Genomic DNA, 22,053 nt, shown 5'->3' on the forward strand with positions numbered 1-22,053 from the left:
CGGCCTCCCGCGAGGCCCCGACGAGAGGCAGCGCATCCATGTCCCCCACCGGAGACGACATCACCCGCGGTCGCCGCGCGCCCCGTACCGCCCTGCGCGCGGGCGTCGCGGTCGCCGTGGTGCTGGCGGTCGCGACGGGCGGCTCCTGGGCCGCCGGGCTCGGCCCCTTCGCCCGCGACGAGGGACCCGATCCCGAGGCCCTGGCCCAGGCCCGTGCCTTCCTCGCCGACTGGTCCGCCGACCGCCTCGACGCCGCGGGCGGCCGGACCACCGACCCGGCCGGGGCGGCGGAGATCCTGGAGAGCTTCACCGCCGGCCTGGAGATCAGCGGGCCGAAGCTCACCGCCGCCCCGCCGGAGCAGGCGACGGAGGGCGAGGACGGCACCGTCACCGTGCCGTTCACCGCGAAGATGCCGGTCACCGGCCTCGGCACCTGGACCTACAGATCCACGCTGCCGCTGCGCGAGCAGGACGACGGCGGCTGGAAGGTGGACTGGCGGCTGTCGCTGGTCCACCCGCGGCTCAGCGACACGGAGAAGTTCCGCCTGGAGCGGGCGGAGACGGACCAGGCCGAGGTCACCGACCGGCGGGGCCGCACCCTGTCCGCCGGGAAGTTGCCGTCCCTCGCGCCGATCACCGCCCACCTCGGCGGCACGGCGGGCGGCGGGCCGCGCGGCGCGGTCCGGCTCGTCGACCGGGCCACCGGAGAGGTCGAGCGCACGGAGGCCGAGTTCGGCGACGAGAGCGCCGGGGCCGCGTCCGACGGGCCGGTACGCACCACCCTGGACGCCGACTGGCAGGCCGCCGCCGAGCGGGCGCTGGGCGAGGCCGGCGGCAAGAACGCGGCGCTGGTCGCGCTGCGCGTCGACGACGGCGAGGTGCTCGCCATGGCCAACAACCCCGCGTCCGGCTTCAACCGCGCCGCCTCCGGCACCTACGCGCCCGGCTCCACCTTCAAGATCGTGACCAGCAGCGCCCTGCTGCTGAAGGGCGCGGTCGCGCCCGGCGACGTCGTGGACTGCCCGCAGAAGCTGACCGTGGGCAAGGAGTTCACCAACGTCGGCGACTCGTCGTACCCGGGCGCCACCTTCCGCGAGGACTTCGCGCGCTCCTGCAACACCGCCTTCATCAGCCTGCGCGGCAAGCTGGCCGACGGGGAGCTGGGCGAGGTGGCCCGGAAGTACTTCGGGGTGGGGCAGGAGTGGCACGTCGGTGTGCCGACGTACGACGGGGCGGTGCCGGTGCCGGGGGACGAGACGGAGAAGGCCGCCGCGATGATCGGGCAGGGCCGGGTGCAGGCCAACCCGCTGATCATGGCGTCGGTGACGGCGACCGCGGTCTCCGGGCGGTTCCACCAGCCGTCGGTCACCGCGGGCACCGAGGACGGCACGTCGACCGAGCCGCTGCCCGAGGAGGTCGTCACGCGGCTGCGCGACATGATGCGGGCCACCGTCACCGAGGGGTCCGCGACCATGCTGGCCGACCTGCCCGGCGAGGTCGGCGCCAAGACCGGCACCGCCGAGGTCTCCGACGACCAGGAGAACAACGGCTGGCTGGTCGCCCACCGCGGCAACGTGGCCGTGGCCTGCGTCGTCGAGGAGGGCCTCACCGGGGGCGGCGGGGCGGGGCCCGTCGTGCGCAGCCTGCTGGCGGCGATGCCGGACGACCCGGCCTGAGCCCGCACGGGGAGCGCCCCCCGCTCCGGGGCGGGAGCGGGGGGCGCCGTCGGGAGGGCCTCCGCCGAGGAACCCCGTTGAGGGGTCCCGCGGGAGACCCCGTGCCGTCAGCTCCGCCCGGCCGGTCCCTGGTCGCCGGCCGCCGGGGGGTCCCGGCGGACCGCCTCGCCCTGGATGACGCGCGGCTCCCGGCCCGCCGCCTCCGGCCCCGGCTCGCTCTCCTTCATCGCGCGTGCCTCGGCCTTGAGGATGCGGGCCGACCTGCCCGCCGAGCGGGTCAGTTCCGGCAGCTTCCTCACGCCCACGACGACGGCGATGACGATGAGGATGATCGCCAGCTCGCTCAGTCCGAACACCGCGCCCCCCTGTCCCCTCTTGGTCGGATCGGTCAGAGATCGAACTCGTGCGGCGGCAGGTCGAGGGCGTAGCACGCCTCGCGCACCACCGCCTGCTCGTCCTTGTCGAAGTCCCCGTCGGCGCCGCCGATGACGATGCCGATCTGGACCACCGCACGGGCCTCGGCGGGCTTCTTCTTCGCCTTGGCGATCTCCTGCAACACGCTGACCTTGCCGAACGCGAAGTCGGCCGTCAACTTGTCCAGGTTGGCCTCGAAGCGGCGGCGCAGGTCGTCGGCGGGGAAGTTCTGGAGCACGTCGTTGGAGGCGATGAGCTGCGCCACCCGCTGCCGCTCGGACGGGTCGACCGTACCGTCGGCCGCCGCGACCAGGGCGCACATGGCCATGCTCGCGTCGCGGAAGGCGCCGCTCCTGAGGTCGTTCTTCTTCGCCACGAGCTGGGTCTGCATCTGCGACGCGGACTCCTTGAGACGGTCCCACAGGGCCATGAGCACTCCGTTCCTCTACAGTTGTGTAGAAGCTATCAGGGATCGCCGGGGAACATTCCGCGAAGGCGCGCCGTTCTCTACAGTCAAGTAGAGCCGTTGGCGCGGCTTTGCTCTTCCTTTACCATGGGACCCGACCCTCTGACTCAAAAGGAGCCCCGTTCCGTAATGGAGCCTCCCAGTACCGGCCCTGTCCCGACCCGTGTCGGAGCGGGGGTGGCACGGTGACCGAGGTCCTGCTGCTTCTGCTGGCCGTCCTCCTCACCCTGCTCTGCGCCGTGTTCGTCGCGGCCGAGTTCTCCCTCACCACCGTCGAGCGCGGTGACCTGGAGCGCGCCGCCGAGAACGGCGAGCGCGGCGCCGACGGCGCCCTGAAGGCCGTACGCCGCCTCACCCTCCAGCTCTCCGGCGCCCAGCTCGGCATCACCGTCACCTCCCTGGTCATCGGCATGCTCGCCGAGCCGTCGCTGGCCGCGCTGCTGCGCGGGCCGCTGGAGGCGATGGGCCTGGGCGGCGCCGCGTCCACCGTGGCGACCGTGCTCGGGGTGGCCCTGTCCACCGTCGTCCTGATGGTCGTCGGCGAGCTGGTGCCCAAGAACTGGGCGATCTCCCGCCCGCTGGCCGTCGCCAAGGTGGTCGCCACCCCGCAGCGCGGCTTCACCGCCGCCTTCGGCCCCTTCATCGGCCACCTGAACAACACCGCGAACCGCGTCGTACGCCGCTTCGGCCTGGAGCCCGCCGAGGAGCTGGCCTCCGCCCGCAGCCCCGAGGAACTGGTCGCGCTCGCCCGGCACTCGGCCGCCGAGGGCGCCCTGGAGGCCGACTCCGCCGAGCTGTTCGTACGCACCCTGCACCTGAGCGAGCTGACCGCGGAGAACGTGATGACGCCCCGCGTGGACGTCAAGGCCCTGGAGGCGCACGCCACCGCCGCGGACGCCGCCAACCTGTCGCACGCCACCGGCCTGTCCCGCTTCCCGGTCTACCGGGACAGCCTGGACGAGGTCATCGGCACCGTCCACATCCGTGACGTCCTGGCCCTTGAGCCGCAGAAGCGGGCGGTCACCCCGGTCACCGCGCTGGCCACCGCGCCCCTCCTGGTCCCCGACAGCCTGCCCGCCGACCGCCTCCTGGAGCGCATGCGCGCCGCCCGCACCATGGCCGTCGTCATCGACGAGTACGGCGGCACGGCCGGCGTGGCCACCGTGGAGGACATCGTCGAGGAGGTCGTCGGCGAGGTCCGCGACGAGCACGACCCGGTGGAGGCCCCCGACCTCCAGCCGGCCGGCGAGGGAACCTGGGAGGCGGACGGCTCGGTCCGCATCGACCAGCTCGCCCCGATCGGGCTGAGCGCGCCGCAGGGGCCGTACGAGACGCTCGCCGGCCTGGTCGCCACCCACCTGTCCCGGATTCCCGCCAAGGGCGACACGGTCGAGCTGGACGGCGGCTGGCGGCTGGACGTCCTCGACGTCGACCACCACCGCGCCGACCGGCTGCGCGTCACCGCGCCGCCCGCCCCGGCGGCCGTACCCGAGCAGGACCGCCAGGACCGCCACGCGCACGAGGAGATGGCCCGATGACCGCCGTCCAGCTCCTCATCGGCGCCCTGACGCTGGTGACCAACGCCTTCTTCGTGGGCGGCGAGTTCGCCCTGATCTCGGTGCGCCGCAGCCAGATCGAGCCGCGCGCGCAGAAGGGCGACAAGCGGGCCCGGATGACGCTGTGGGGCCTGGAGCACATCTCCGCGCTGCTGGCCACCGCCCAGCTCGGCATCACCGTCTCCTCGCTGGTGCTGGGCGCGGTCGCCGAACCGGCCATCGCGCACCTGCTGGAGCCCGCCTTCGAGGCGGTGCACATGCCGCACGCCCTGGTCCACCCGATCGCCTTCGCCATCGCCCTGGCCCTCGCCACGTATCTGCACATGCTGATCGGCGAGATGATCCCCAAGAACATCGCGCTGGCCGCCCCGGCCGCCACCGCGATGGTCCTCGGACCGCCGCTGGTCGCCCTCACCCGGGCGCTCAAGCCGGTGATCTTCGGGATCAACGCCTTCGCCAACACCCTGCTGAAGCTGCTGCGGGTCGAGCCGAAGGACGAGGTCGAGGCCGTCTTCACCGACGACCAGCTCGCCCGCATGGTGGACGACGCCAGCGAGGCCGGACTGCTCGCCCCGGCCGACGGCGAACGGCTGCGCGACGCGCTGGAGCTGGGCACCCGCCCGGTCGGCGAGATCCTGGTCCCGCCGCAGCGGATGCGCACGGTCACGCACACCGTGACCCCGGCCGAGCTGGAGCGGCTGGCCGCCGAGGCCGGGTTCTCCCGCTTCCCGGTCAGCGGGCCGGGCGGCACCCTGCTGGGCTACCTCCACATCAAGGACACCCTGGGCCGGGCCGACCGCGACCGTCCGTTCCCGCGCACGGCCCTGCACCCGGTCACCCGGGTCCGCATCGACACCCCGCTGGACGACACCCTCACCGCCCTGCGCGCCACGGGCAGCCACCTGGCCGCGGTGACCGGCGAGACGGGCACGGTCCTGGGCTTCGTCACGATGGAGGACGTCCTGACCGAACTGGTGGGCCCGGCGGCCGAGCCGGTGGGCTGACCTCACCGCCCACCGCCCACCGCCCACCGCACACGGGCCGCCGCAGGCCGGGAAACCGGCCGGCGGCGGCCCGCCGCCCTGTCCGGCGCCGCTACCCGGCGGTCCCGGCACCGGCGTGTCCGGGACCGTCCCTTCCGGGACCGTCGTCCCCGTCGTCCCCGTTCCCCCCGCCGTCCTGCCCGTCCTCCGCCTCGGCCGCGGCCCGCCGGTACGCGGCGTTGATGCGCTGTGCCTCCTCCAGCTGGTCCTCGAGGATGACGATCCGGCAGGCGGCCTCGATCGGGGTCCCCTGGTCGACGAGTTCGCGGGCCCGTGCCGCGATCCGCAACTGGTAGCGGGAGTAGCGCCGATGACCGCCCCCGGAGCGCAGCGGGGTGATCAGCCGAGCCTCCCCGAGGGCCCGCAGGAAGCCGGGAGTGGTGCCGAGCATCTCGGCGGCCCGGCCGATGGTGTACGCGGGGTAGTCGTCGTCGTCCAGCCGTTCGCTGAGCGGATTGCCTGCTGTCATGTCACCTCGTAGTGCAACGCGTCCAGGGGCCCGGCGCCGTACGGCGCCGGGCCCCTGGACGATTCAACACCATCGGGGCGTCCGGCCGCCGCGGCGGCCGGGCCTCTTCGGGTGACCCATAGACTCGATCTCATGCCGAACACTGATGGGCTGCTCGTCTCCATCGCCGAGATGGTGGAGTCGGAGTCGAGCAATCAGATGTCACTGACCGTGGTGACCGGGGGTGCCGTCATCACGGGCCGCCTGGCCCCTGAGGCCACCTGGAGGGAGCGGGTGGCGGAGGTGCTGCGCACCTCCGACCGGTTGAGTCCGTTCGCCGACGCTTTCGTCCGGCAGCGGGACCGGCCCCAGGACCAGTCGCCCACGCATCTGCACTTCCACCTCGCGCGCATCCTCCAGGGCAGTCTCGGGATTCCGGAGACCGGCGGGATGTACCGCGTGGCGATCAGGGACGTCAGCGCCTGGACCGTGGGCGACTTCAGCTACTCCGACCAGTAGGACCCGCGGACCCCGGGGGAGGGGGTCACCGGGCGCCGCCCGTGCCCTGGCGGCGCGGCGCCCCGCCTCCGCCGGACCGGCCGGTGCCACCGCCCGTCCGGCCCGTGCCGGAGGAGCGGCGACGGCCCCGGCGGGAGGAGGACCCGGCGCCGCGCGGACGCTCCGCGGCGGGCGCGGGCACGGGGATGACGACGGGGATGCCGGAGGGGGCCTGGGCGCCGGTGATCCGGGTCAGCTCCTCCTCGCCCGGCCGCACCCGGGTGACCTGCGGGACGATCCCGGCGGCGGACAGCAGCCGGGTCACCTCCCGGCGCTGGCCCGGGGTGACCAGGGTGATCACGCTGCCGGACTCGCCCGCGCGGGCGGTACGGCCGCCGCGGTGCAGGTAGTCCTTGTGGTCGCCCGGCGGGTCGACGTTGACGACCAGGTCCAGGTTGTCGACGTGGATGCCGCGGGCCGCGACGTTGGTCGCGATCAGCGCGGTCACCTGGCCGTCCTTGAACTGGGAGAGGGTCCGGGTGCGCTGCGGCTGGGACTTGCCGCCGTGCAGGGCCGCCGCGCGGACGCCGCTCCTGAGCAGGTGCTTGGTGAGCCGGTCCACCGCGTGCTTGGTGTCCAGGAACATGATCACCGAGCCGTCGCGGGCGGCGATCTCGGTGGCGGTGCGCTGCTTGTCGTCGTCGTTCACGTGGAGCAGGTGGTGTTCCATCGTGGTGACCGCGCCCGCGGACGGGTCGACGGAGTGGACGACCGGGTCCGTGAGGTAGCGGCGCACCAGCAGGTCGACGTTGCGGTCCAGGGTGGCGGAGAACAGCAGTCGCTGCCCGTCCGGGCGCACCTGGTCCAGCAGGGCGGTGACCTGGGGCAGGAAGCCCATGTCGGTCATCTGGTCGGCCTCGTCCAGGACGGTGACGGCGACGTCGTCCAGCCGGCAGTCGCCGCGGTCGATGAGGTCCTTGAGCCGGCCCGGCGTCGCGACGACGATCTCCGCGCCGGAGCGCAGCGCCCCGGCCTGCCGGCCGATCGACATGCCGCCGACCACCGTGGCCAGCCGCAGCGCGACGGCACGGGCGAACGGGGTGAGGGCGTCGGTGACCTGCTGGGCCAGTTCCCGGGTGGGCACGAGGACCAGGGCGAGCGGGCGCTTGGGCTCGGCGCGCAGCCCCTGTGTACGGGCCACGACCGCCAGGCCGAAGGCGAGGGTCTTGCCGGAACCGGTCCGGCCGCGGCCGAGGACGTCCCGGCCGGCCAGCGAGTTCGGCAGGGTCGCCGCCTGGATGGGGAACGGGACGCTCATGCCCTCGGCGGTGAGCGTGGCCAGCAGCTTCGCGGGCAGGTCCAGTTCGGCGAAGGCGTCGACCGCGGGCAGGGCCGGCGTCACCGTCTTCGGCAGCGCGAACTCACCGCCCGGGGACGCGGCCGGACGGCGCCCGCCGCCGTTGCCCTGGGGGCGGCGGCGGGGACCGCCGGAGCGCCGGGCGGCGGAGGAGCCGGAGCGGTCGTAGGGGCGGTCGGCACGTGCACGGTTCATGGGGAACCTTCCTCGACGCGGCGCGTGTCAAGGAATTCCCGCAGCGGTGGTACGGCGCTGAGAATCGCGAGAACGAGCCGGAAAATGACGGTACGGGCAGGGAAGTGGGCCGGGTATTCACCCGGCGTGCCGAAACGGACGGATTTCGCGTCCGTCCCGGAACGGGGAAATACCCCGGGAATCCGATCCGATGTCCCGGAAAGCAATCAGCTGGGGCCCGCACCCCACGGTGCGGGCCCCAGCTGTGAAGTACGCGTCGGTCACCCGACGGCGTCGTCAGGCAGGAGTGATGTTCTCCGCCGTCGGGCCCTTCTGGCCCTGGGCGATCTCGAACGTCACCTTCTGACCTTCCAGGAGCTCGCGGAAGCCCTGGGCGTTGATGTTGGAGTAGTGGGCGAAGACGTCGGGGCCGCCGCCGTCCTGCTCGATGAAGCCGAAGCCCTTTTCGGCGTTGAACCACTTCACGGTACCGGAAGCCATAATAAATCTCCTTCGGAGAACGGTGCACGAAGCACACCCTGTGTGTACTTCGGTCGCCGCGATGATCACCCCGTCGGAAAGACTGGCAACCAACTGCAACTGACGTCGACACTAGCACGGCACTCTCGCCGATGTCGGGGAAGATTTTCCGGCCCGTGCACCCCTCACGTGCCGTTTCCAGGAATATTCCCCGGAGGTCACGACAATTTCTTACGTGGCCGGCACAGATATTGGCCCGCCCCCGGCGCAGGGTCGCGGCGCGGCATCCCGGCCGCACGGCCGTGACCTCCTGCGATGCCCGCACGGCGGGCGGTCGGCGCACGGGCGGGCGAGATCACCCGGATGGCCCGGAGAGACGTATCCCACAGCCGGCACCACGGTTGCTCCACAGGGTGCTCCCAGCCGTCGCGGAACAGGCCGACCAGTATGCCTGCCGCCCGAGAACGCTCCGCCGCCCGCCCGGCCACGGTCCGGGTGCTGATCGTCGGCGACGAGCCCCGGCCGGCCGCACCGCCGGCCCGGGCCGTCACCGGGGCCGGCCGGCGGCCGTTCCTCGCGCGCGACGGCCGCGGCGCGCTCACCGCGGCGCGCGGCTGCGCCCCGCACGCCGTCGTCCCGGACCGGATGCTGCCCGATCCGGACGGCCCCCCAGGTGCCGCGCCGGCTGCGCCACGAGGACGCCCGGCTGCCCACGCGGAGCGCCGTTCCTTTCCGCGCAAGGTCTTCTTCGCCTCCGGCGCCACGGCCGTCGCCCCGATGGGCGGCGCCGGCGCCCGGTCGGCACCGGCCGGGGAGAGCACCGGCACCGCGATCGCCGACGCGTCCGCCGCGCCCAGCGGGTCCCCGGGCGCCGGGGCGGGCGGCGGACCCGGCGACCGGACCGTCACCGGGGACTTCTTCGGCCTGACCACCGACGGCAGGCGGATCGACGACCTGTTCACGGTCCGCTCCGCCAAGGCCGCCACCGCCCCCGTCCTCACGGCCGCCGAGACCTTCCTCTCCCCCGCCGGCCTCACCGACCCCCGGAAGGCGCTCGGCACCGTCCTGCCCCAGACCGCGCCGAGCGCCGGCGGGCTGGAGACGACGGAGCGCGTCCGCCGGATCAGCCAGGCGGCCGGCGAGGCGATCGGCCGGACCGGCCGCTTCCACGAGGACGCCTGCTGCTGGACGGTCCTCGGCACCCCGTCGGCCATCGAACCCCGGGGCTTCCAGTTCGACGGCCACCCCCTCGTCGTCGACTGCTTCATCGCTGGGCGGCCAGGTCGTCATGAGTCCCCGCTTCCGGGGTCCGGAGCCCGCGGAGACGGAGACCGGCGGCGGGACGGTCACCGGCTGCCACGAGGAGGCCGAGGCGAGCCCCGCCTTCATCGACTCCCGGTCCAGGCGTACGAGGGGCGAAGGTCCGCCTGGCCCGAGATCACCGCCCACCTCGCCGACACCCACGTCACCTGGGCCGGCGGCGCCGCCGACGACTCCGCCTCCAGCCTCGGGTACGTGCGGATACGGCCACTGCGGCCGGATCGTCGCACCCCCGGGGCCGGGACAGGCGGACGGGACGGTGAACGCACGGCGAAGATCACGTACGCCGGAGAGCAGCGGCCCGTCTCCCGCCCCCACCGCGCGTCGGGCTGCCGGACCCGCCGGGAGCCGCCGCCGACGCCGCCGGTCCCGGCGGGGGCAGCCGCCGTCCTCGGGGGCCGGTCAGCGGCCGGACGGGTCCAGCAGCCCGGCGACCAGGGCACGGGCGTAGGACGCGTCCAGGCCGGCCGGGCGGAACAGGATGCGGTACATCAGGGGCGCGACCACGCGGTCGACTACCGTCTCCACGTCCGGGACGGCCTCGCCGCGGCCGGCCGCGCGGGCGAGGACGACCTCGATCTGCTCGGCCGCGTACGCCGAGCACTGCCCGGCGTTGCCGCCGTCCGGGTCGCCGAGCAGGGCGTCGCGGACGTAGGCGCGGCCCCCGGGCGAGGCCATCTCGTCCAGGAACAGCTCCGTCCAGGCGGTGAGGTCGGCGGCGAGGCTGCCGAGTTCCTCGGGCTCCGTCTCGGGACGCAGCCGCTCCACGGCGACGTCCGACAGCAGTTCCCGCAGGTCGCCCCAGCGGCGGTAGACCGTGGACGGGGTGACGCCCGCGCGGCGGGCGATGAGCGGCACGGTCAGGGCGTCGCGGCCCACCTCGGACTCCAGTGCGCGCACGGCGGCGTGCACGGACTCCTGGACCCGGGCGCTGCGCCCGCCGGGACGCACCATCTGTCGGGGGCTCACCGCTCCGCCTCTCCTCGGTCTCCCCGCCACCTCGGCGCGGGACCTGCCATCGTACGACCCTTAAAGCGAACGCCTGGCTTTTGAGGTGCGGGACGTGACCGGCCGCGCCTCACGCGCCGGCGGGAATCCCCGCGTCGCCGCCTCCCGTACCGGGCACCGTGTCCCGCGGCGCGTGTTCCCGCGGGCGGACCGCGGGTGCCGTCCGTTCGTAGGCGTGCCCGGTCCGCAGCAGGGTCGCCTCCTCGAAGGGGCGCCCCAGGAGCTGCATGCCGATCGGCAGGCCCGCGTGGTCGTGGCCGACCGGGAGGGTCAGCGCGGGGAAGCCGGTGATGTCGGCCGGCGCGGAGAGGCGTACGTAGGCGTCGGAGACGGCCTCGACCGTGCCGTCCGGCCAGGTGACGCTCTCCCGGCCCGCGGGGACGGCGGTGAGCGGGACCGCGGGGGCGGCGATCACGTCGACCTCCGTCAGCAGCCGGGCCCATTCCCGCCGCATCAGGGTGCGGGCGCGCTGGGCGCGCAGATGGTCGCCGGCCGGCATCAGCTCCCCGGCCTCCAGCAGGACGCGGACGTCCTCGGCGTACCGGTCGGGGGTGTCGCGCAGGGTCCGCGCGTGGTAGGCGGTGGCCTCCGGGACCATCAGGCCCCACTGGGTCGCCTGGATGTAGCGGGCCAGCGGCACGCCGACCTCGGTGAGCCGCGCGCCGAGGTCGCTGAGCCGGTCGACGGCCCTCCGGACGGCGGCCTCCACCTCGGGGTCGACGTGGTCGAAGTAGTAGGTGTGCGGGACGCCGACGCGCAGGCCGGTCAGGTCCGGTTCCGGGGCCGGGCGGTGGTCCGGCGGCCCGCTCCGGACGGAGGCGGGGTCCCGGGGGTCGTACCCGGCCAGGGCCGGCAGCACCAGGGCGGCGTCCTCGACGGTGCGGGTGATCGGGCCGACGTGGTCCAGCGACCAGGACAGCGCGGTCACGCCGTGACGGGGGACGAGACCGTAGGTGGGTTTCAGGCCGACGACACCGTTGAGGGCGGCGGGCACCCGGATCGAGCCGCCGGTGTCGGTGCCGAGGGCGAAGGTGGCCGTACCGGCGGCCACGGCGACCGCCGAGCCGCCGCTGGAACCGCCGGCGACCCGGTCGGGGTTCCGGGCGTTGCGGGTCTGCGGCGTGATCAGGCCGTAGGCGAACTCATGGGTGTGGGTCTTGCCGACCAGGACCGCGCCGGCCTCCGACAGCCGGGCGGCGACCGTGCTGTCGGTGCCGGCCCGGTGGCCGTCCCGGACACGGGAACCGGCCGAGGTCGCCGTCCCCGCCACGTCGATCAGGTCCTTCAGGCCCATGGGGACGCCGTGCAGCGGGCCGCGGTGGTGTCCGGCGGCGATCTCCTCCTCGGCGGCGCGCGCCGAGGCGCGGGCGCGGTCCGCCGTCACGGTGGCGTAGGCGCCCAGCCCGGGTTCCACCCGGGTGATCCGGTCGAGGACGGACTCCACCAGCTCCACGGGGGACAGCCGCCGGTCCCGTATCGCCGCCGCGGCGGCGGCGAGGGTCAGGTCAGCCGGCGTCATGGCGGGGCTCCTCGGCGAAGTGGTCGGAGTGCGCGGAGTAGGCGGCGGCGGGCGGGACGTCGCCGAAGTCCAGCTCGCGCAGGACCGAGACGACGGAGTGGATGTGCCGGGCGGTGGCCGCGACGCGGGCGTGCCGGTCCTCGGCCAGCGGCAGTCCGGCCCGCGCGGCCCAGCGGGCCGCCTCCGGGGGTGTGAGGTCGTCGGTGGGCATGGCTGCTGCTCCTCGGGGCGGTACGGCTAAAAGCAAAGAGTTGGCGTTAGTTGACCGTAGGGCCTAGGGTCTCCTTAAGGCAAACTGATTGCTTTAAGCGACTCTCCATCGGCGAAGGAGCCGGACCCCATGCACGCCGCCCCCACCTGGACCGTCGGGGACCTCACCGTCCACCGCGTCGACGAGACCCCCCTGCCGCCCGGGACCGGCGCGTGGCTGCTGCCCGGCGCCACCGCCGGCCTGGTCCGCGGGCAGGACTGGCTGCGGCCGGACTTCGCGGACGACGCGGGCGTCCTGCGCCTGGCCAGCCACAGCTTCGCCGTCCGGACGCCGGACGGTGCGCGCGTCCTCGTCGACACCGGCATCGGCAACGGCAAGACCCGCGCCGACCCGGCCTGGCACGACCTGCGCACCGGCTACCTCGACCGGCTCGCCGCGGCGGGCTTCGCCCCGGACACCGTCGACCTGGTCGTCCTGACCCATCTGCACACCGACCACGTCGGCTGGAACACCCGCTGGGCGGACGGCGCCTGGGTCCCGACCTTCCCCCGCGCCCGCTACGTCACCTCACGCGCCGAGCGTGCCTTCTGGGCCGGGTACGCCATGGACGGACCCCGGCGGCAGATGTTCGAGGACTCGGTCCGGCCCGTGGAGGAGGCGGGCCTGCTCGACCTCGTCGACGTCCCGGCCGGCGGCACCAACCTCGTCCCCGGCGTGCGCCTGCTGCCGACCCCCGGGCACACGCCCGGCCATGTCGCCGTCCAGCTCACCAGCGGCGGCGCGACCGCCCTCATCACCGGCGACTGCGTCCACCACCCCGTCCAGCTCCCGCACCCCGCGCTCGGCGCCTGCGTCGACATCGACCCGCCCCGCTCGGAAGCCACCCGCCGCGCCCTCCTCGCCTCCCTCGCCGGCACGGACACCCTCCTCCTGGGCACCCACTTCCCGCCGCCCACCGCGGGGCGGGTGGTCGAGGAGGCGGAGGGGTACCGGCTGGTACCGGTGCCGGGCCGCTGACGCCCGCGCGGCCTACCCGGGGCCGCCGGCGGCCGGCCCCGCGGACCCCGGGGCGGCGTCCCCGCTCCGCGTACCGGCCCCGACGGCGGCGTCCCCGCTCCGCGTACCGGCCCCGACGGCGGCGTCCCCGCTCCGCGTACCGGCCCCGGCGGCGGCGTCCCCGCTCCGCTCGTCCGCCTCGGCGGCGGGGCGCCGGCGTCCCAGCAGCTCGTCGCGTTCCGCGTCCGGGATCGTCATCGACTCCGCGAGCACCGCGGCGAGCGCGTCCACCGCCGCGCTGTCGATGCCGGCGCGGAAGAGCCACCGGATGCTCTCGTCCCGTGTGATGAGGTCGACCGCCCGGCGCCCGCTCCGGTCCTGCGCGGACGCCGCCCGGACGTACCGCACCTGGCCGACCGGGATCTCCTGGCGGATCTCGCCCTGTTCGAGGAACGCGTTCGCCCGGGCCGTCAGGACGCGGCGGTCCGTGACCGCGACCAGGGTCCTCGCCGGAGCCTTGTCCCGCGCCGCCGCCAGCTTCTCCATCGCGCCGCCGAGGAACGCGGAGATCGGGCCGAGGGCATCGACCTGGTCGGGGAAACCGAGGACGCGCAGGGACTCACCGCCCTCCAGGAACCAGCGCAGGACGCGGAGGTACGGCGCCGGGTCCAGCGCTTCGGGCGCGCAGACGACGTCCGGCGCGGTGAGCGCGGGGGCCGGTGGACGGAGCACGTCGGAGAGCGGCTGGATCGCCTCCAGGAGGCGGGCGGAGGTCTGGCGGGCCGCCTTCGCGTCCTTGCGCCGGCCCGGCAGCGACTGGGACAGGGTGTCCCGTCCGGGCAGTTCGGCGATGACGCGCAGCTCCCGCGTCAGCGAGCCGACGAGGCTCGTCGTGGCGGCGAGGGCGGAGTCCAGCTCCGCGCGGGTGTCGCGGGCGACGATGCCGACGAACCGTGCCTCGTCCGCGTCGTCGCGGCCGGTCGCGCGTGCCCTCGCGGCGCGGAGCGCCTGGTACCCGGTCCACGCCTTGAGGGAGGACAGCAGGGCGTAGGCGTCGAAGACGATCGCCTCGGCGTTCGCCTGGAGGTACTCGCGGCGGTGCCGGGGGCCGGCCCCGTCGATCTGCCGGACGTGGTCGCGGACGTTGCGCCGGTAGAGGTCGAGTTGCTTGTCGAGCAGCGTCTGACTGCCCGCGACGCTCTCCCACAGCGAAGTGGGGACCGTCTCGGCCTTGCGGGCCTGGTCGACGGCGCGGTCGACGGTGGTGACGAGCCCCGCCAGTTCGGACCACTGCTCCTTGCGGAGGGCCGCGAGTACCTGGCCGGTCAGCGCGATGTTGGTCCTGACCAGACCGGTGACCTCGCTGAGCTGCATCTGCAGGCCGACCATCGCGAGCGCCGGCCCGAGCGAGGCCGCGTTCTGGGCCATGCTCACCGAGGTCACGGGAAGGAACCGGGCCTGGGCGAGGATGCGGCCCGGGACCATGACCGTCCCGAGGTTCGCGCCGTCCTTGGCGGCGAGCGTCGCGCCGGCCTTCAACAGCGCCCGGGTCGCGTCGCTGAGCCGGTAGAGGCCCTGCACGCCGGCGACGGCGTCACCGAGGGCGCCGGCCGCGGTCGCCGCGCCGCCGACCGAGGCGAGGACGGCGGCCAGCCGCGCGCGGTCGACGGCCGGTACGAGCCCGAAGTCGACCAGCTCGGGCGCGAGTTCCGGCGGCACCTCACCGAGGACGACGGCGATGCCGGGAAGTACCTCCGCCAGCACCGTGGAGGCCGCCGGCGCGCCGCTGTCCGCCGCCTCCTCCGGACCGTCGGTGCCGGGGGGCGCGGCGCCACCGTCCCGGCCGCCGGCCTCGGGCGCGGCGGTCCCCGCCGGGTCCGCAGGGTCCTGCATGCGATGTCCTCCCCCAGACGGCGCACCACGGCCGGACCGGGCCGGCGCTCAGGGGCGCAGTCTACGGCTCGGCACCCGCTGGCCGTGTCCGGCGCGGACGCCGCCCCCGACGGGACGCCGCCGGCCCGCGAACGGCCGGTACGGGAAGCCACGTGAACAGGGAAAACGCAACGTCGACAGGGCCCGCGAAGGCCGCTACCTTCACCTGGTCCCCGGCGACCGCCCACGGTCGCGCCGGAGTCGGTCCGGGCCGGGCCGCCCGCGAGGAGCCGAGCCGGCCACGCCCCCGTGGGCCACCGAGCCCCTCCGCACCGAGCCCCTCCGCACCGAGCCCCTCCGCACCGAGCCCCTCCGCACCGGGCACCCCGCACCAGGCACCCCGCACCAGGGAGAGACGCATGCCCCAGCTCGCGCTGTACACCTTCGGCGTCCTGAAGTCCCCCCTCGCCGATCCCACGCCTCTCACGGGCGAGTTCTACGCCCTCGGGGAGTCCGTCTACCGGGAGATCGGCCGGCACCCCGGGTACCTCGCCCGTGCCGAGCCCGCGGGCGGTGACCGGGGTCTGCTCTTCGGGGCGGACTGGGGCCCGTGGGGGGAGTTCGCCGTACCGGCCTGGTACGGCAAGGGCCGGACGGTAGAGACCACCGCGCTGGCCGCGACCCTCTCCCTCTGGACCGGCCCGCGCTCCGCCTTCGACGCCGTCCACACCGGCCTGCACCGTACGGCGCTGAGCAGGCGGCACGACTGGTTCGAGCGGACGGGGCACCCGAGTCACGTGGCGTGGTGGGTGCCCGACGACGTGACTCCGACCTGGCGGGAGGGGGTGCGCGGACTGGAGCACCTCCGCGACCACGGCCCCGCGCCGCACGCCTTCACCCTCCACCGCGCGTTCGCCCCGGACGGAACCCCGGCGACCGGGACCGGATGAGCGGGGCCGGGCGAGCGGGCGCGGACGAGCGGGCGCGGCGTGTCAGGACGCCCGGTCCGCCCGCAACGTCCGCCTCCGGAGGGCGCGTTGGACCGGGCTCTCGATCAGCCAGTACGAGAGCAGCGCCAGCACGCCGGTCAGCACCACCGTCGCCGCCGGCCGGCCCTCCTTCATGCCGAGGGAGGCCAGCAGGCGGACCGCCGGGTAGTGCCAGAGGTAGAGGCCGTAACTGAGGTTGCGGCCGGGCCAGGCGAGCACGGGGAGGGAGAGCAGGCGGGAGAGGCGGGCGCGGGGGCGCAGCTCCAGGTCGGTGAGGAGCGTGGCGGAGAGCGCCGCCATGGCGAGGAGCCCGGCGGTGTACCAGAGGGGGGTCCACCAACCGGTGTGCCGGGTCACCGGGACCTGCCAGGCGACCAGGAGCAGGGACCCGAGCAGGGGCCAGGCCAGCCGGCCGGTCCAGACGCGCAGCCGGGCCAGCCGGGGGTCGTCGGCGCGCAGCCGGGCCAGCAGGACGGCGACGAGCGCGCCGGCGAGGAGCTGGTCGGCGCGGGTGTCGGTGCCGTTGTAGACGCGGTGCGCGGCGTCCGGGGCCCACAGGGCGCAGCGCCACAGCACGGGCAGCGCGCACAGGACGGCCGTGCACATCAGGACCGTACGGGCCCGCAGCAGGCGCAGCAGGGTGAACAGGAGCAGCGGCCACACGAGGTAGAACTGCTCCTCCACGCCCAGGGACCAGGTGTGGGCGAGGGGCGCGGTCAGGTCGGAGTACGGGCCGGGCTCGGACGCCCGTACCAGGTTGACGGCGAAGACCGCGGCGAGGCCGGCCGCGCGCAGGGCGCCGTCGAAGGCCCACAGGGAGGTGGTGGCGTCCAGCACCGCGCAGACCGCGCAGACCGCGAGAAGCGCCGGGACCAGGCGCAGCCAGCGGCGGCGGAAGAAGGGGAACAGGGCGATCCGGCCGGTGCGGACGTACTCGGCGAGCAGCAGCCGGGTGATGACGAAGCCGCTGATGGTGAAGAACAGGTCGACGGCGACCGAGCCGCCGGGCAGCAGGTCCGGTTCGACGTGGTAGACGAGGACCAGGGCCACAGCGAGGGTGCGCAGCCCGTCCAGCGCGTCCACCCGGCCGCAGCGCGCGAGAGCCGAAGGAAAGCCCCGGCGGGCGCCCCGCGGACTGCGGGGGGCCGCCGGGGCGGGGGGTCTGCCGGGGGAGTCACCGGGCCGTGGATCGAGCGTGCGCGTGGTCGTCGAGTCCGGTGCCTCGGCCATGGACGGAGACGCTTCCCCTCTGCCGGCTTACGCGAGCGGTGACCGGGGGCGCCTGCCCGGGAAGCGCGGACGTATGCCTGCCGGGGCGCGAGGGTCAGACGTGGACGCCGAAGTCGGCGGCGATGCCGGCCAGGCCGGAGGCGTAGCCCTGGCCGACGGCGCGGAACTTCCACTCGGTGCCGTGCCGGTACAGCTCGCCGAAGACCATCGCGGTCTCGGTGGAGGCGTCCTCGGAGAGGTCGTAGCGGGCGATCTCCCGGCCGTCGGCCTGGTCGACGACGCGGATGAAGGCGTTGCGGACCTGGCCGAAGCTCTGGCCGCGGTTCTCGGCGTCGTGGATGGAGACCGGGAAGACGATCCGGTCGACCCCGGCGGGTACGGCGGCGAGGTCGACCTTGACCGACTCGTCGTCGCCCTCGCCCTCACCGGTGAGGTTGTCGCCGGTGTGCTCGACCGAACCGTCCGGGCTCCTGAGGTTGTTGTAGAAGACGAAGTGCCGGTCGGAGAGGACGGTGCCGGACGCGTCGAGGAGGAGGGCCGAGGCGTCCAGGTCGTAGTCGGTGCCGGTCGTGGTGCGCACGTCCCAGCCGAGGCCGACCAGGACGGCGGTCAGACCGGGGGCCTCCTTGCTGAGCGAGACGTTGCCACCCTTGGCCAGGGACACTCCCATGACGTACTCCTTCTCGTGCCGTGCCGGCGGTGCCCGGTGGGGCCGCCCGCCGCGCCCCGCTGGTCGGGCCGACTCCCGACAGCCTAACTTCTACAGCCTTGTAGATACATGGGGGGTGTCACCCGGCCGTGAGGACGCGCCCGCCGACGCCGTCCGCCGCGAGGCCGCCGAGGAACTCGGCGTCGCCCTCGGCCCGCTCACCCCCGTCCTCGACGCCTGCATGAGCCCCGGCTCGGTCACCGAACGCCTCCACTTCTACGCCGCGCCCTACACGCCGGCCGACCGGACCTCGGCGGGCGGCGGGGTGGCGGCGGAGGGCGAGGACATCGAGGTCCTGGAGGTGCCCTTCACCGAGGCCCTCGCCATGGTCCGCGACGGCCGCATCGCCGACGGCAAGACGGTCCTGCTGCTGCACTGGGCCGCGCTGGAGGGGCCGTTCGCCCGCCCCTGGCGCGGATGATCTCCCCTTGCGTACGGTGAGCCGCGACCGGTGGTACGCGCGCCGCCGATACCGCGGCGGCCGGAAGACGGGGGTACAGATGCAGCCGACGTTCGTCCTGGTGCACGGAGCGTTCGCGAACTCCTTCTCCTTCGCCCCCCTCCAGGCCGAACTCGGCCTCCTCGGGCACCGCTGTGTCGCCGTCGACCTCCCGGGGCACGGGTTCGCGGCGACGTATCCGCGCGCCTACCAGGCACCGCAGGACCCCGAGGGGCTCGCCACCGCGCCCGGCGCCCTCAAGGGCGTCACGCTCGCCGACAACGTCGCGCACCTCCTCGGGGTGCTGGAGCGCGCGAAGCGGCACGGGCCCGTCGTCCTCGTCTCGCACAGCCGGGGCGGCCTCACGGCCACCGTCGCGGCCGGCCGGCGGCCCGACCTGATCGACCGCCTCGTCTACGTCTCCGCCTGGTGCCCCGTCGACCTGCCGGTCGGCGCCTACTACGCCGAGCCCGAGATGGCCGGGGCCGACAGCACGGGGCTCGCCTCGGTGATGGCCGGGAACCCGGCCGAACTCGGCGTGCTGCGCGCCAACTTCCGCACCGCCGACCCCGCCGTCCTCGCCTCCCTCAAGGCGGCGTTCCTCGCCGACGGCACGGACGATGAGTTCCTGGTGTTCCTCAACACCTTCCAGCCCGACGAGAACCTCGACACCGGCACCCCCGACGACCGCGCGCGGGCCGGCACCTGGGGGCGGATCCCCCGGTCGTACGTGCGGCTGACCGAGGACGCCGCCATCCCGCTCGCCATGCAGGACCGGATGATCCGCGAGGGTGACGCGCTGACCCCGGACAACCCCTACGACGTCCGCACCCTCACCGGCAGCCACCTGAAGTGGCTGGTCGACCCGGCACCGGCGGCCCGGGTCCTGGCCGACGTCGCCGCGCTGCCGCCCACGGGGGCGGGCGCGGCCCCGGTCACGTGACCAGGCCGTGCCGGTAGGCGTAGACGACGGCCTGCACGCGGTCGCGCAGCCCCAGCTTGGTGAGGATGCGGGAGACGAACGTCTTCACGGTCTCCCGGCTGATCAGCAGCGCCGCGGCGATCTCCGTGTTGGACAGGCCGTCCGCGATCAGCCGCAGCACCTCCAGCTCGCGCGGCGTCAGCGGCACCTCGGGTGCCGCGCCGTCGGCGGGGCGGATGCGGGCGGCGTACCGGCCGACCAGGCGGCGCGTCACCTCCGGGTCCAGCAGCGCCGAGCCGGTGGCGACGGTCCGGATGCCGTGCAGCAGCCGGTCCGGGGGCGCGTCCTTGAGCAGGAAGCCGCTGGCGCCGGCCCGCAGCGCCTCGTAGACGTACTCGTCGAGGTTGAAGGTGGTCACCACCAGGACCTTGACGGGGTGGGCGACACCGGCGCCGGCGAGGCGGCGGGTGGCCTCGATGCCGTCGAGGCCCGGCATCCGGATGTCCATCACCACGACGTCCGGGCGCAGCCGCCCGGCGAGGTCGACGGCGCTTCGCCCGTCACCGCACTCGCCGGCCACCGCGAGGTCGGGCTGGGCGTCGATGATCGTCACCAGTCCGGTGCGGATCAGCATCTGGTCGTCGCAGACCAGGACCCGGGTGGGCGCCGCGGCCGTCATGCCGGGCCCCCCGCGGGGATGCGGGCCCGGACCAGGAAGCCGCCGTCCGGGCCGGCGCCCGCGCCGAACTCGCCGCCCAGGACGGCCACCCGGTCCCGCAGCCCGGCCAGTCCGCGCCCGCTGCCGCCGACGGGCGTGCCGCCGGTGCCGGGGGGCGCCGCCGTGGCGACCTCCACGGTGATCTCCTTCTCGCCGTGCCGCACCAGGACCGAGGTGGGCGTGCCGTGCGCGTGCTTGAGGGCGTTCGTCAGGGCTTCCTGCACCACCCGGTAGGCGACCAGTTCGGCGCTGCCCGCCGACGCGGGCGGACCGCCCTCCTCGGTGAACTCCACCGGCTGGCCCGCCCGGCGGGTCTGCTCCACCAGCGTACGGACCTGTCCGACGGGCGGGGTCCGGGCCCCGGCGCCCTCGGAGGCGGGATCGGGGTCGAGCAGGTCGAGCAGGTGCCGCAGGTCGCCGATGGCCTGGCGGCCGGTGTCCGAGACGGCGGTCAGGGCCTGTTCCAGGCGCTCGGGCGCCGCGGTCAGATAGCGGGCCGCCTCCGCCTGCACCACCATCGCCGTCACATGGTGGGTGACCACGTCGTGCAACTCACGCGCGATCCGGGTGCGTTCGGCGGTACGGGTCTCCTCGGCGAGCCGCTCGCGCCGCTCCGCCTCCGCCCTGCGGGCCGCGCGCATCACCGTGCCCACGCCCCAGACCAGGGCGAGCACCAGGTAGAACATCACGAACCCGCTGACCGCCTCGCCCGTGCCGAGCCGGGCGAGGACGACCGCGAGCGGCACGTACGCCGCCGAGAGGGCCAGCGCGGTGACGCCCCGGTGCCGCTCCAGGCGGGAGCCGGCGCCCAGCAGCGCGAGGGCCAGGGCGGTGCCCGCCAGGGAGTGGTAGCCGAGCAGCTGGTCCGCCGCGAACCCCGCCGACACCAGGGCCAGGCAGAGCGCCGGCCACCGCCGGCAGAGCGTCAGCGGGAGGCACTCCAGGGCGAGGACGAGGACGGCGAGCACGTCGAAGGGGCGGTCCGGCATCCCGCCGAGCTGGGTGCCGTGGTTGCGCAGCGTCGGGATGAAGGAGGTGGCCAGCAGGATCGGGGCGAGCGGCACGTACCAGGGGGTCACGTCGAACTGGCGCCAGGTCTCCGGGACCCAACGGTAGGTCAGGCGCAGGGCGTTGGAGAGCGCGGTCACCGGACGAGGTTAACGGGGCCGGTGGTCCGGTCGGCGCGGCGGCGGGGGACGATCAGGCCGCGCCGGCGGGCCAGCAGCAGGAACACGGCCGTCACCATCAGGCCGAACAGCACTGAGTAGACGCTGCCCTCCGGGCCGAAGGCACCGCCGGTGAGCGCCGTCGGGCCGTGCACCGTGGCGTCGAGCAGGCCCTGCTGGGTGTCGTTGCCGGAGACCTCGGTGCTGAAGACGCCGGACTCGGCGAAGTTCCAGCCGAAGTGCACGCCGATCGGCACCCACAGCCTGCGGGTGGCGACGTAGGCGGCGGTGAGCATGCCACCGGCCTCGACGGCGATGGCGAGCGCGCCCCACAGGGTCGCGTCGGGGTTGAGCAGGTGCGACGCGCCGAACAGCAGGCTGGTGAGGGTCAGCGCGATCCAGGTGCCGGTGAGCTTCTCGACCCAGCGGAACAGCACGCCCCGGTAGAGCAGTTCCTCGGTCACCGCGGCGGCGGCCATGAAGCCGAACAGGCCGACCGCGCCGGCCGGCGAGCCCAGGCCGTGGACGTCGTAGTACCCGGCGGTCCAGAGGTTGGCGACGACGGCCGCGAACATCGCGGCGCCGATCAGCACGCCCCGGCCGAGCGCGGGCGCGGCGCCCTCGCGGGACACCTCCGTCGGCGGGCGGTGCTCGGTGCGCCGCACCACCCAGCCGTAGCAGAGCACGGCGAGGACGGCGGCGAGGGCGCCGACGGCGCACTGGAGGTACGGGCTGCTCTCCAGCGCGGCGGCGGCCTGGCCGCCGACGAGCGACACCGCGGCGACGGTCAGCAACTGCCAGACGAATCTCATGGGGAACCTCTCGGTACGAGGGAGGGCGGG

Annotated in this window: 21 protein-coding genes and 1 pseudogene; 8 read left to right on the forward strand and 14 right to left on the reverse strand. The window is 74.8% G+C overall.

Features of this window, described 5'->3' with window-relative positions:
• Window positions 1–38: 38 nt before the first annotated feature.
• The gene (locus Sdagh_RS21955) at window positions 39–1,676 is read left to right on the forward strand and encodes a penicillin-binding transpeptidase domain-containing protein (RefSeq protein ID WP_189416563.1); all 1,638 of its coding nucleotides are present in this window, start codon (window positions 39–41) and stop codon (window positions 1,674–1,676) included.
• Between the two features lie 107 nt (window positions 1,677–1,783).
• Here the strand turns inward: Sdagh_RS21955 and Sdagh_RS21960 are convergent, their stop codons facing one another.
• Both Sdagh_RS21960 and Sdagh_RS21965 read right to left on the reverse strand, forming a co-directional pair.
• Window positions 1,784–2,032: a twin-arginine translocase TatA/TatE family subunit gene (locus Sdagh_RS21960; RefSeq protein WP_189416560.1), complete on the reverse strand. Its 249-nt coding sequence runs from the start codon at window positions 2,030–2,032 to the stop codon at window positions 1,784–1,786.
• A gap of 32 nt (window positions 2,033–2,064) precedes the next feature.
• Window positions 2,065–2,520, reverse strand: a complete 456-nt coding sequence (locus Sdagh_RS21965) for a tellurite resistance TerB family protein (protein ID WP_189416555.1) — start codon at window positions 2,518–2,520, stop codon at window positions 2,065–2,067.
• 221 nt (window positions 2,521–2,741) lie between these two features.
• Between Sdagh_RS21965 and Sdagh_RS21970 the strand changes: the two genes are divergently transcribed.
• Window positions 2,742–4,094, forward strand: coding sequence for a hemolysin family protein (locus tag Sdagh_RS21970; protein WP_190078281.1), 1,353 nt, complete (start codon window positions 2,742–2,744; stop codon window positions 4,092–4,094).
• Window positions 4,091–5,116 (forward strand): hemolysin family protein, encoded by a 1,026-nt coding sequence (locus tag Sdagh_RS21975; RefSeq protein WP_189416549.1) that lies wholly within the window; start codon window positions 4,091–4,093, stop codon window positions 5,114–5,116. The genes Sdagh_RS21970 and Sdagh_RS21975 overlap by 4 nt, the downstream gene beginning before the upstream one ends.
• 91 nt (window positions 5,117–5,207) lie before the next feature.
• Here the strand turns inward: Sdagh_RS21975 and Sdagh_RS21980 are convergent, their stop codons facing one another.
• Complete coding sequence (locus Sdagh_RS21980) at window positions 5,208–5,624, reverse strand: helix-turn-helix domain-containing protein (RefSeq protein ID WP_226535520.1); 417 nt, start codon at window positions 5,622–5,624, stop codon at window positions 5,208–5,210.
• A gap of 132 nt (window positions 5,625–5,756) precedes the next feature.
• Between Sdagh_RS21980 and Sdagh_RS21985 the strand changes: the two genes are divergently transcribed.
• Complete coding sequence (locus tag Sdagh_RS21985; RefSeq protein WP_189416546.1) at window positions 5,757–6,122, forward strand: GvpU-like protein; 366 nt, start codon at window positions 5,757–5,759, stop codon at window positions 6,120–6,122.
• A gap of 25 nt (window positions 6,123–6,147) precedes the next feature.
• Here the strand turns inward: Sdagh_RS21985 and Sdagh_RS21990 are convergent, their stop codons facing one another.
• The 5 genes from Sdagh_RS21990 to Sdagh_RS22010 form a co-directional block, all read right to left on the reverse strand.
• Window positions 6,148–7,653, reverse strand: a complete 1,506-nt coding sequence (locus Sdagh_RS21990) for a DEAD/DEAH box helicase (protein WP_190009955.1) — start codon at window positions 7,651–7,653, stop codon at window positions 6,148–6,150.
• Window positions 7,654–7,929: 276 nt separating this feature from the next.
• Window positions 7,930–8,133: a cold-shock protein gene (locus Sdagh_RS21995; RefSeq protein WP_189416541.1), complete on the reverse strand. Its 204-nt coding sequence runs from the start codon at window positions 8,131–8,133 to the stop codon at window positions 7,930–7,932.
• A gap of 1,701 nt (window positions 8,134–9,834) precedes the next feature.
• On the reverse strand, window positions 9,835–10,386 hold the full coding sequence (locus Sdagh_RS22000; RefSeq protein WP_189417200.1) for a TetR/AcrR family transcriptional regulator: 552 nt from the start codon (window positions 10,384–10,386) through the stop codon (window positions 9,835–9,837).
• A gap of 124 nt (window positions 10,387–10,510) precedes the next feature.
• Window positions 10,511–11,959, reverse strand: a complete 1,449-nt coding sequence (locus Sdagh_RS22005) for an amidase (protein WP_189416538.1) — start codon at window positions 11,957–11,959, stop codon at window positions 10,511–10,513.
• A complete protein-coding gene (locus tag Sdagh_RS22010) occupies window positions 11,946–12,170 on the reverse strand; it encodes a hypothetical protein (RefSeq protein WP_190009953.1) in 225 nt (74 codons plus the stop codon). The genes Sdagh_RS22005 and Sdagh_RS22010 overlap by 14 nt, the downstream gene beginning before the upstream one ends.
• A 129-nt stretch (window positions 12,171–12,299) precedes the next feature.
• Here Sdagh_RS22010 and Sdagh_RS22015 point away from each other — a divergent pair, with 129 nt between their 5' ends.
• On the forward strand, window positions 12,300–13,187 hold the full coding sequence (locus Sdagh_RS22015) for an MBL fold metallo-hydrolase (RefSeq protein ID WP_190009951.1): 888 nt from the start codon (window positions 12,300–12,302) through the stop codon (window positions 13,185–13,187).
• Between the two features lie 12 nt (window positions 13,188–13,199).
• Here the strand turns inward: Sdagh_RS22015 and Sdagh_RS22020 are convergent, their stop codons facing one another.
• Entirely contained in the window at window positions 13,200–15,059 is a 1,860-nt protein-coding gene (locus Sdagh_RS22020) for a hypothetical protein (protein ID WP_226535522.1), read from the reverse strand.
• Between the two features lie 398 nt (window positions 15,060–15,457).
• Between Sdagh_RS22020 and Sdagh_RS22025 the strand changes: the two genes are divergently transcribed.
• Window positions 15,458–15,988: a DUF3291 domain-containing protein gene (locus Sdagh_RS22025; protein ID WP_189416530.1), complete on the forward strand. Its 531-nt coding sequence runs from the start codon at window positions 15,458–15,460 to the stop codon at window positions 15,986–15,988.
• A gap of 42 nt (window positions 15,989–16,030) precedes the next feature.
• Here Sdagh_RS22025 and Sdagh_RS22030 read toward each other — a convergent pair whose 3' ends face one another.
• Together Sdagh_RS22030 and Sdagh_RS22035 are read right to left on the reverse strand one after the other, a co-directional pair.
• Entirely contained in the window at window positions 16,031–17,110 is a 1,080-nt protein-coding gene (locus tag Sdagh_RS22030; protein WP_308288757.1) for an acyltransferase family protein, read from the reverse strand.
• A gap of 241 nt (window positions 17,111–17,351) precedes the next feature.
• Window positions 17,352–17,927, reverse strand: a complete 576-nt coding sequence (locus Sdagh_RS22035) for a TerD family protein (RefSeq protein WP_189416525.1) — start codon at window positions 17,925–17,927, stop codon at window positions 17,352–17,354.
• A 133-nt stretch (window positions 17,928–18,060) separates the two neighbouring features.
• Here Sdagh_RS22035 and Sdagh_RS22040 point away from each other — a divergent pair.
• Window positions 18,061–18,387: pseudogene (locus Sdagh_RS22040) on the forward strand (NUDIX hydrolase); the annotation flags it as partial.
• A 79-nt stretch (window positions 18,388–18,466) separates the two neighbouring features.
• The gene (locus Sdagh_RS22045) at window positions 18,467–19,348 is read left to right on the forward strand and encodes an alpha/beta fold hydrolase (RefSeq protein ID WP_190078282.1); all 882 of its coding nucleotides are present in this window, start codon (window positions 18,467–18,469) and stop codon (window positions 19,346–19,348) included.
• Here Sdagh_RS22045 and Sdagh_RS22050 read toward each other — a convergent pair.
• The 3 genes from Sdagh_RS22050 to Sdagh_RS22060 are packed head-to-tail and all read right to left on the reverse strand — an operon-like array spanning window position 19,341 to window position 22,023.
• A complete protein-coding gene (locus tag Sdagh_RS22050) occupies window positions 19,341–20,006 on the reverse strand; it encodes a response regulator (protein WP_189416519.1) in 666 nt (221 codons plus the stop codon). The two genes, Sdagh_RS22045 and Sdagh_RS22050, sit on opposite strands and share 8 nt — an antisense overlap.
• Window positions 20,003–21,193: a sensor histidine kinase gene (locus Sdagh_RS22055; protein WP_226535524.1), complete on the reverse strand. Its 1,191-nt coding sequence runs from the start codon at window positions 21,191–21,193 to the stop codon at window positions 20,003–20,005. Before Sdagh_RS22055 ends, Sdagh_RS22050 begins: the two co-directional genes overlap by 4 nt.
• The gene (locus Sdagh_RS22060; RefSeq protein WP_189416516.1) at window positions 21,190–22,023 is read right to left on the reverse strand and encodes a CPBP family intramembrane glutamic endopeptidase; all 834 of its coding nucleotides are present in this window, start codon (window positions 22,021–22,023) and stop codon (window positions 21,190–21,192) included. Before Sdagh_RS22060 ends, Sdagh_RS22055 begins: the two co-directional genes overlap by 4 nt.
• Window positions 22,024–22,053 lie beyond the last annotated feature (30 nt).

It is taken from the genome of Streptomyces daghestanicus (genome assembly GCF_020521275.1).
In the GTDB taxonomy this organism is placed as follows: domain Bacteria; phylum Actinomycetota; class Actinomycetes; order Streptomycetales; family Streptomycetaceae; genus Streptomyces; species Streptomyces griseoviridis.

Coding starts and splice junctions, on each gene's coding strand:
- Sdagh_RS21955 (WP_189416563.1), top strand. CDS start 39: ATGTCCCCCACCGGAGACGACATCACCCGCGGTCGCCGCGCGCCCCGT.
- Sdagh_RS21965 (WP_189416555.1), bottom strand. CDS start 2,520: ATGGCCCTGTGGGACCGTCTCAAGGAGTCCGCGTCGCAGATGCAGACC.
- Sdagh_RS21975 (WP_189416549.1), top strand. CDS start 4,091: ATGACCGCCGTCCAGCTCCTCATCGGCGCCCTGACGCTGGTGACCAAC.
- Sdagh_RS21980 (WP_226535520.1), bottom strand. CDS start 5,624: ATGACAGCAGGCAATCCGCTCAGCGAACGGCTGGACGACGACGACTAC.
- Sdagh_RS21985 (WP_189416546.1), top strand. CDS start 5,757: ATGCCGAACACTGATGGGCTGCTCGTCTCCATCGCCGAGATGGTGGAG.
- Sdagh_RS21990 (WP_190009955.1), bottom strand. CDS start 7,653: ATGAACCGTGCACGTGCCGACCGCCCCTACGACCGCTCCGGCTCCTCC.
- Sdagh_RS21995 (WP_189416541.1), bottom strand. CDS start 8,133: ATGGCTTCCGGTACCGTGAAGTGGTTCAACGCCGAAAAGGGCTTCGGC.
- Sdagh_RS22000 (WP_189417200.1), bottom strand. CDS start 10,386: ATGGTGCGTCCCGGCGGGCGCAGCGCCCGGGTCCAGGAGTCCGTGCAC.
- Sdagh_RS22005 (WP_189416538.1), bottom strand. CDS start 11,959: ATGACGCCGGCTGACCTGACCCTCGCCGCCGCCGCGGCGGCGATACGG.
- Sdagh_RS22010 (WP_190009953.1), bottom strand. CDS start 12,170: ATGCCCACCGACGACCTCACACCCCCGGAGGCGGCCCGCTGGGCCGCG.
- Sdagh_RS22015 (WP_190009951.1), top strand. CDS start 12,300: ATGCACGCCGCCCCCACCTGGACCGTCGGGGACCTCACCGTCCACCGC.
- Sdagh_RS22020 (WP_226535522.1), bottom strand. CDS start 15,059: ATGCAGGACCCTGCGGACCCGGCGGGGACCGCCGCGCCCGAGGCCGGC.
- Sdagh_RS22025 (WP_189416530.1), top strand. CDS start 15,458: ATGCCCCAGCTCGCGCTGTACACCTTCGGCGTCCTGAAGTCCCCCCTC.
- Sdagh_RS22035 (WP_189416525.1), bottom strand. CDS start 17,927: ATGGGAGTGTCCCTGGCCAAGGGTGGCAACGTCTCGCTCAGCAAGGAG.
- Sdagh_RS22045 (WP_190078282.1), top strand. CDS start 18,467: ATGCAGCCGACGTTCGTCCTGGTGCACGGAGCGTTCGCGAACTCCTTC.
- Sdagh_RS22050 (WP_189416519.1), bottom strand. CDS start 20,006: ATGACGGCCGCGGCGCCCACCCGGGTCCTGGTCTGCGACGACCAGATG.
- Sdagh_RS22060 (WP_189416516.1), bottom strand. CDS start 22,023: ATGAGATTCGTCTGGCAGTTGCTGACCGTCGCCGCGGTGTCGCTCGTC.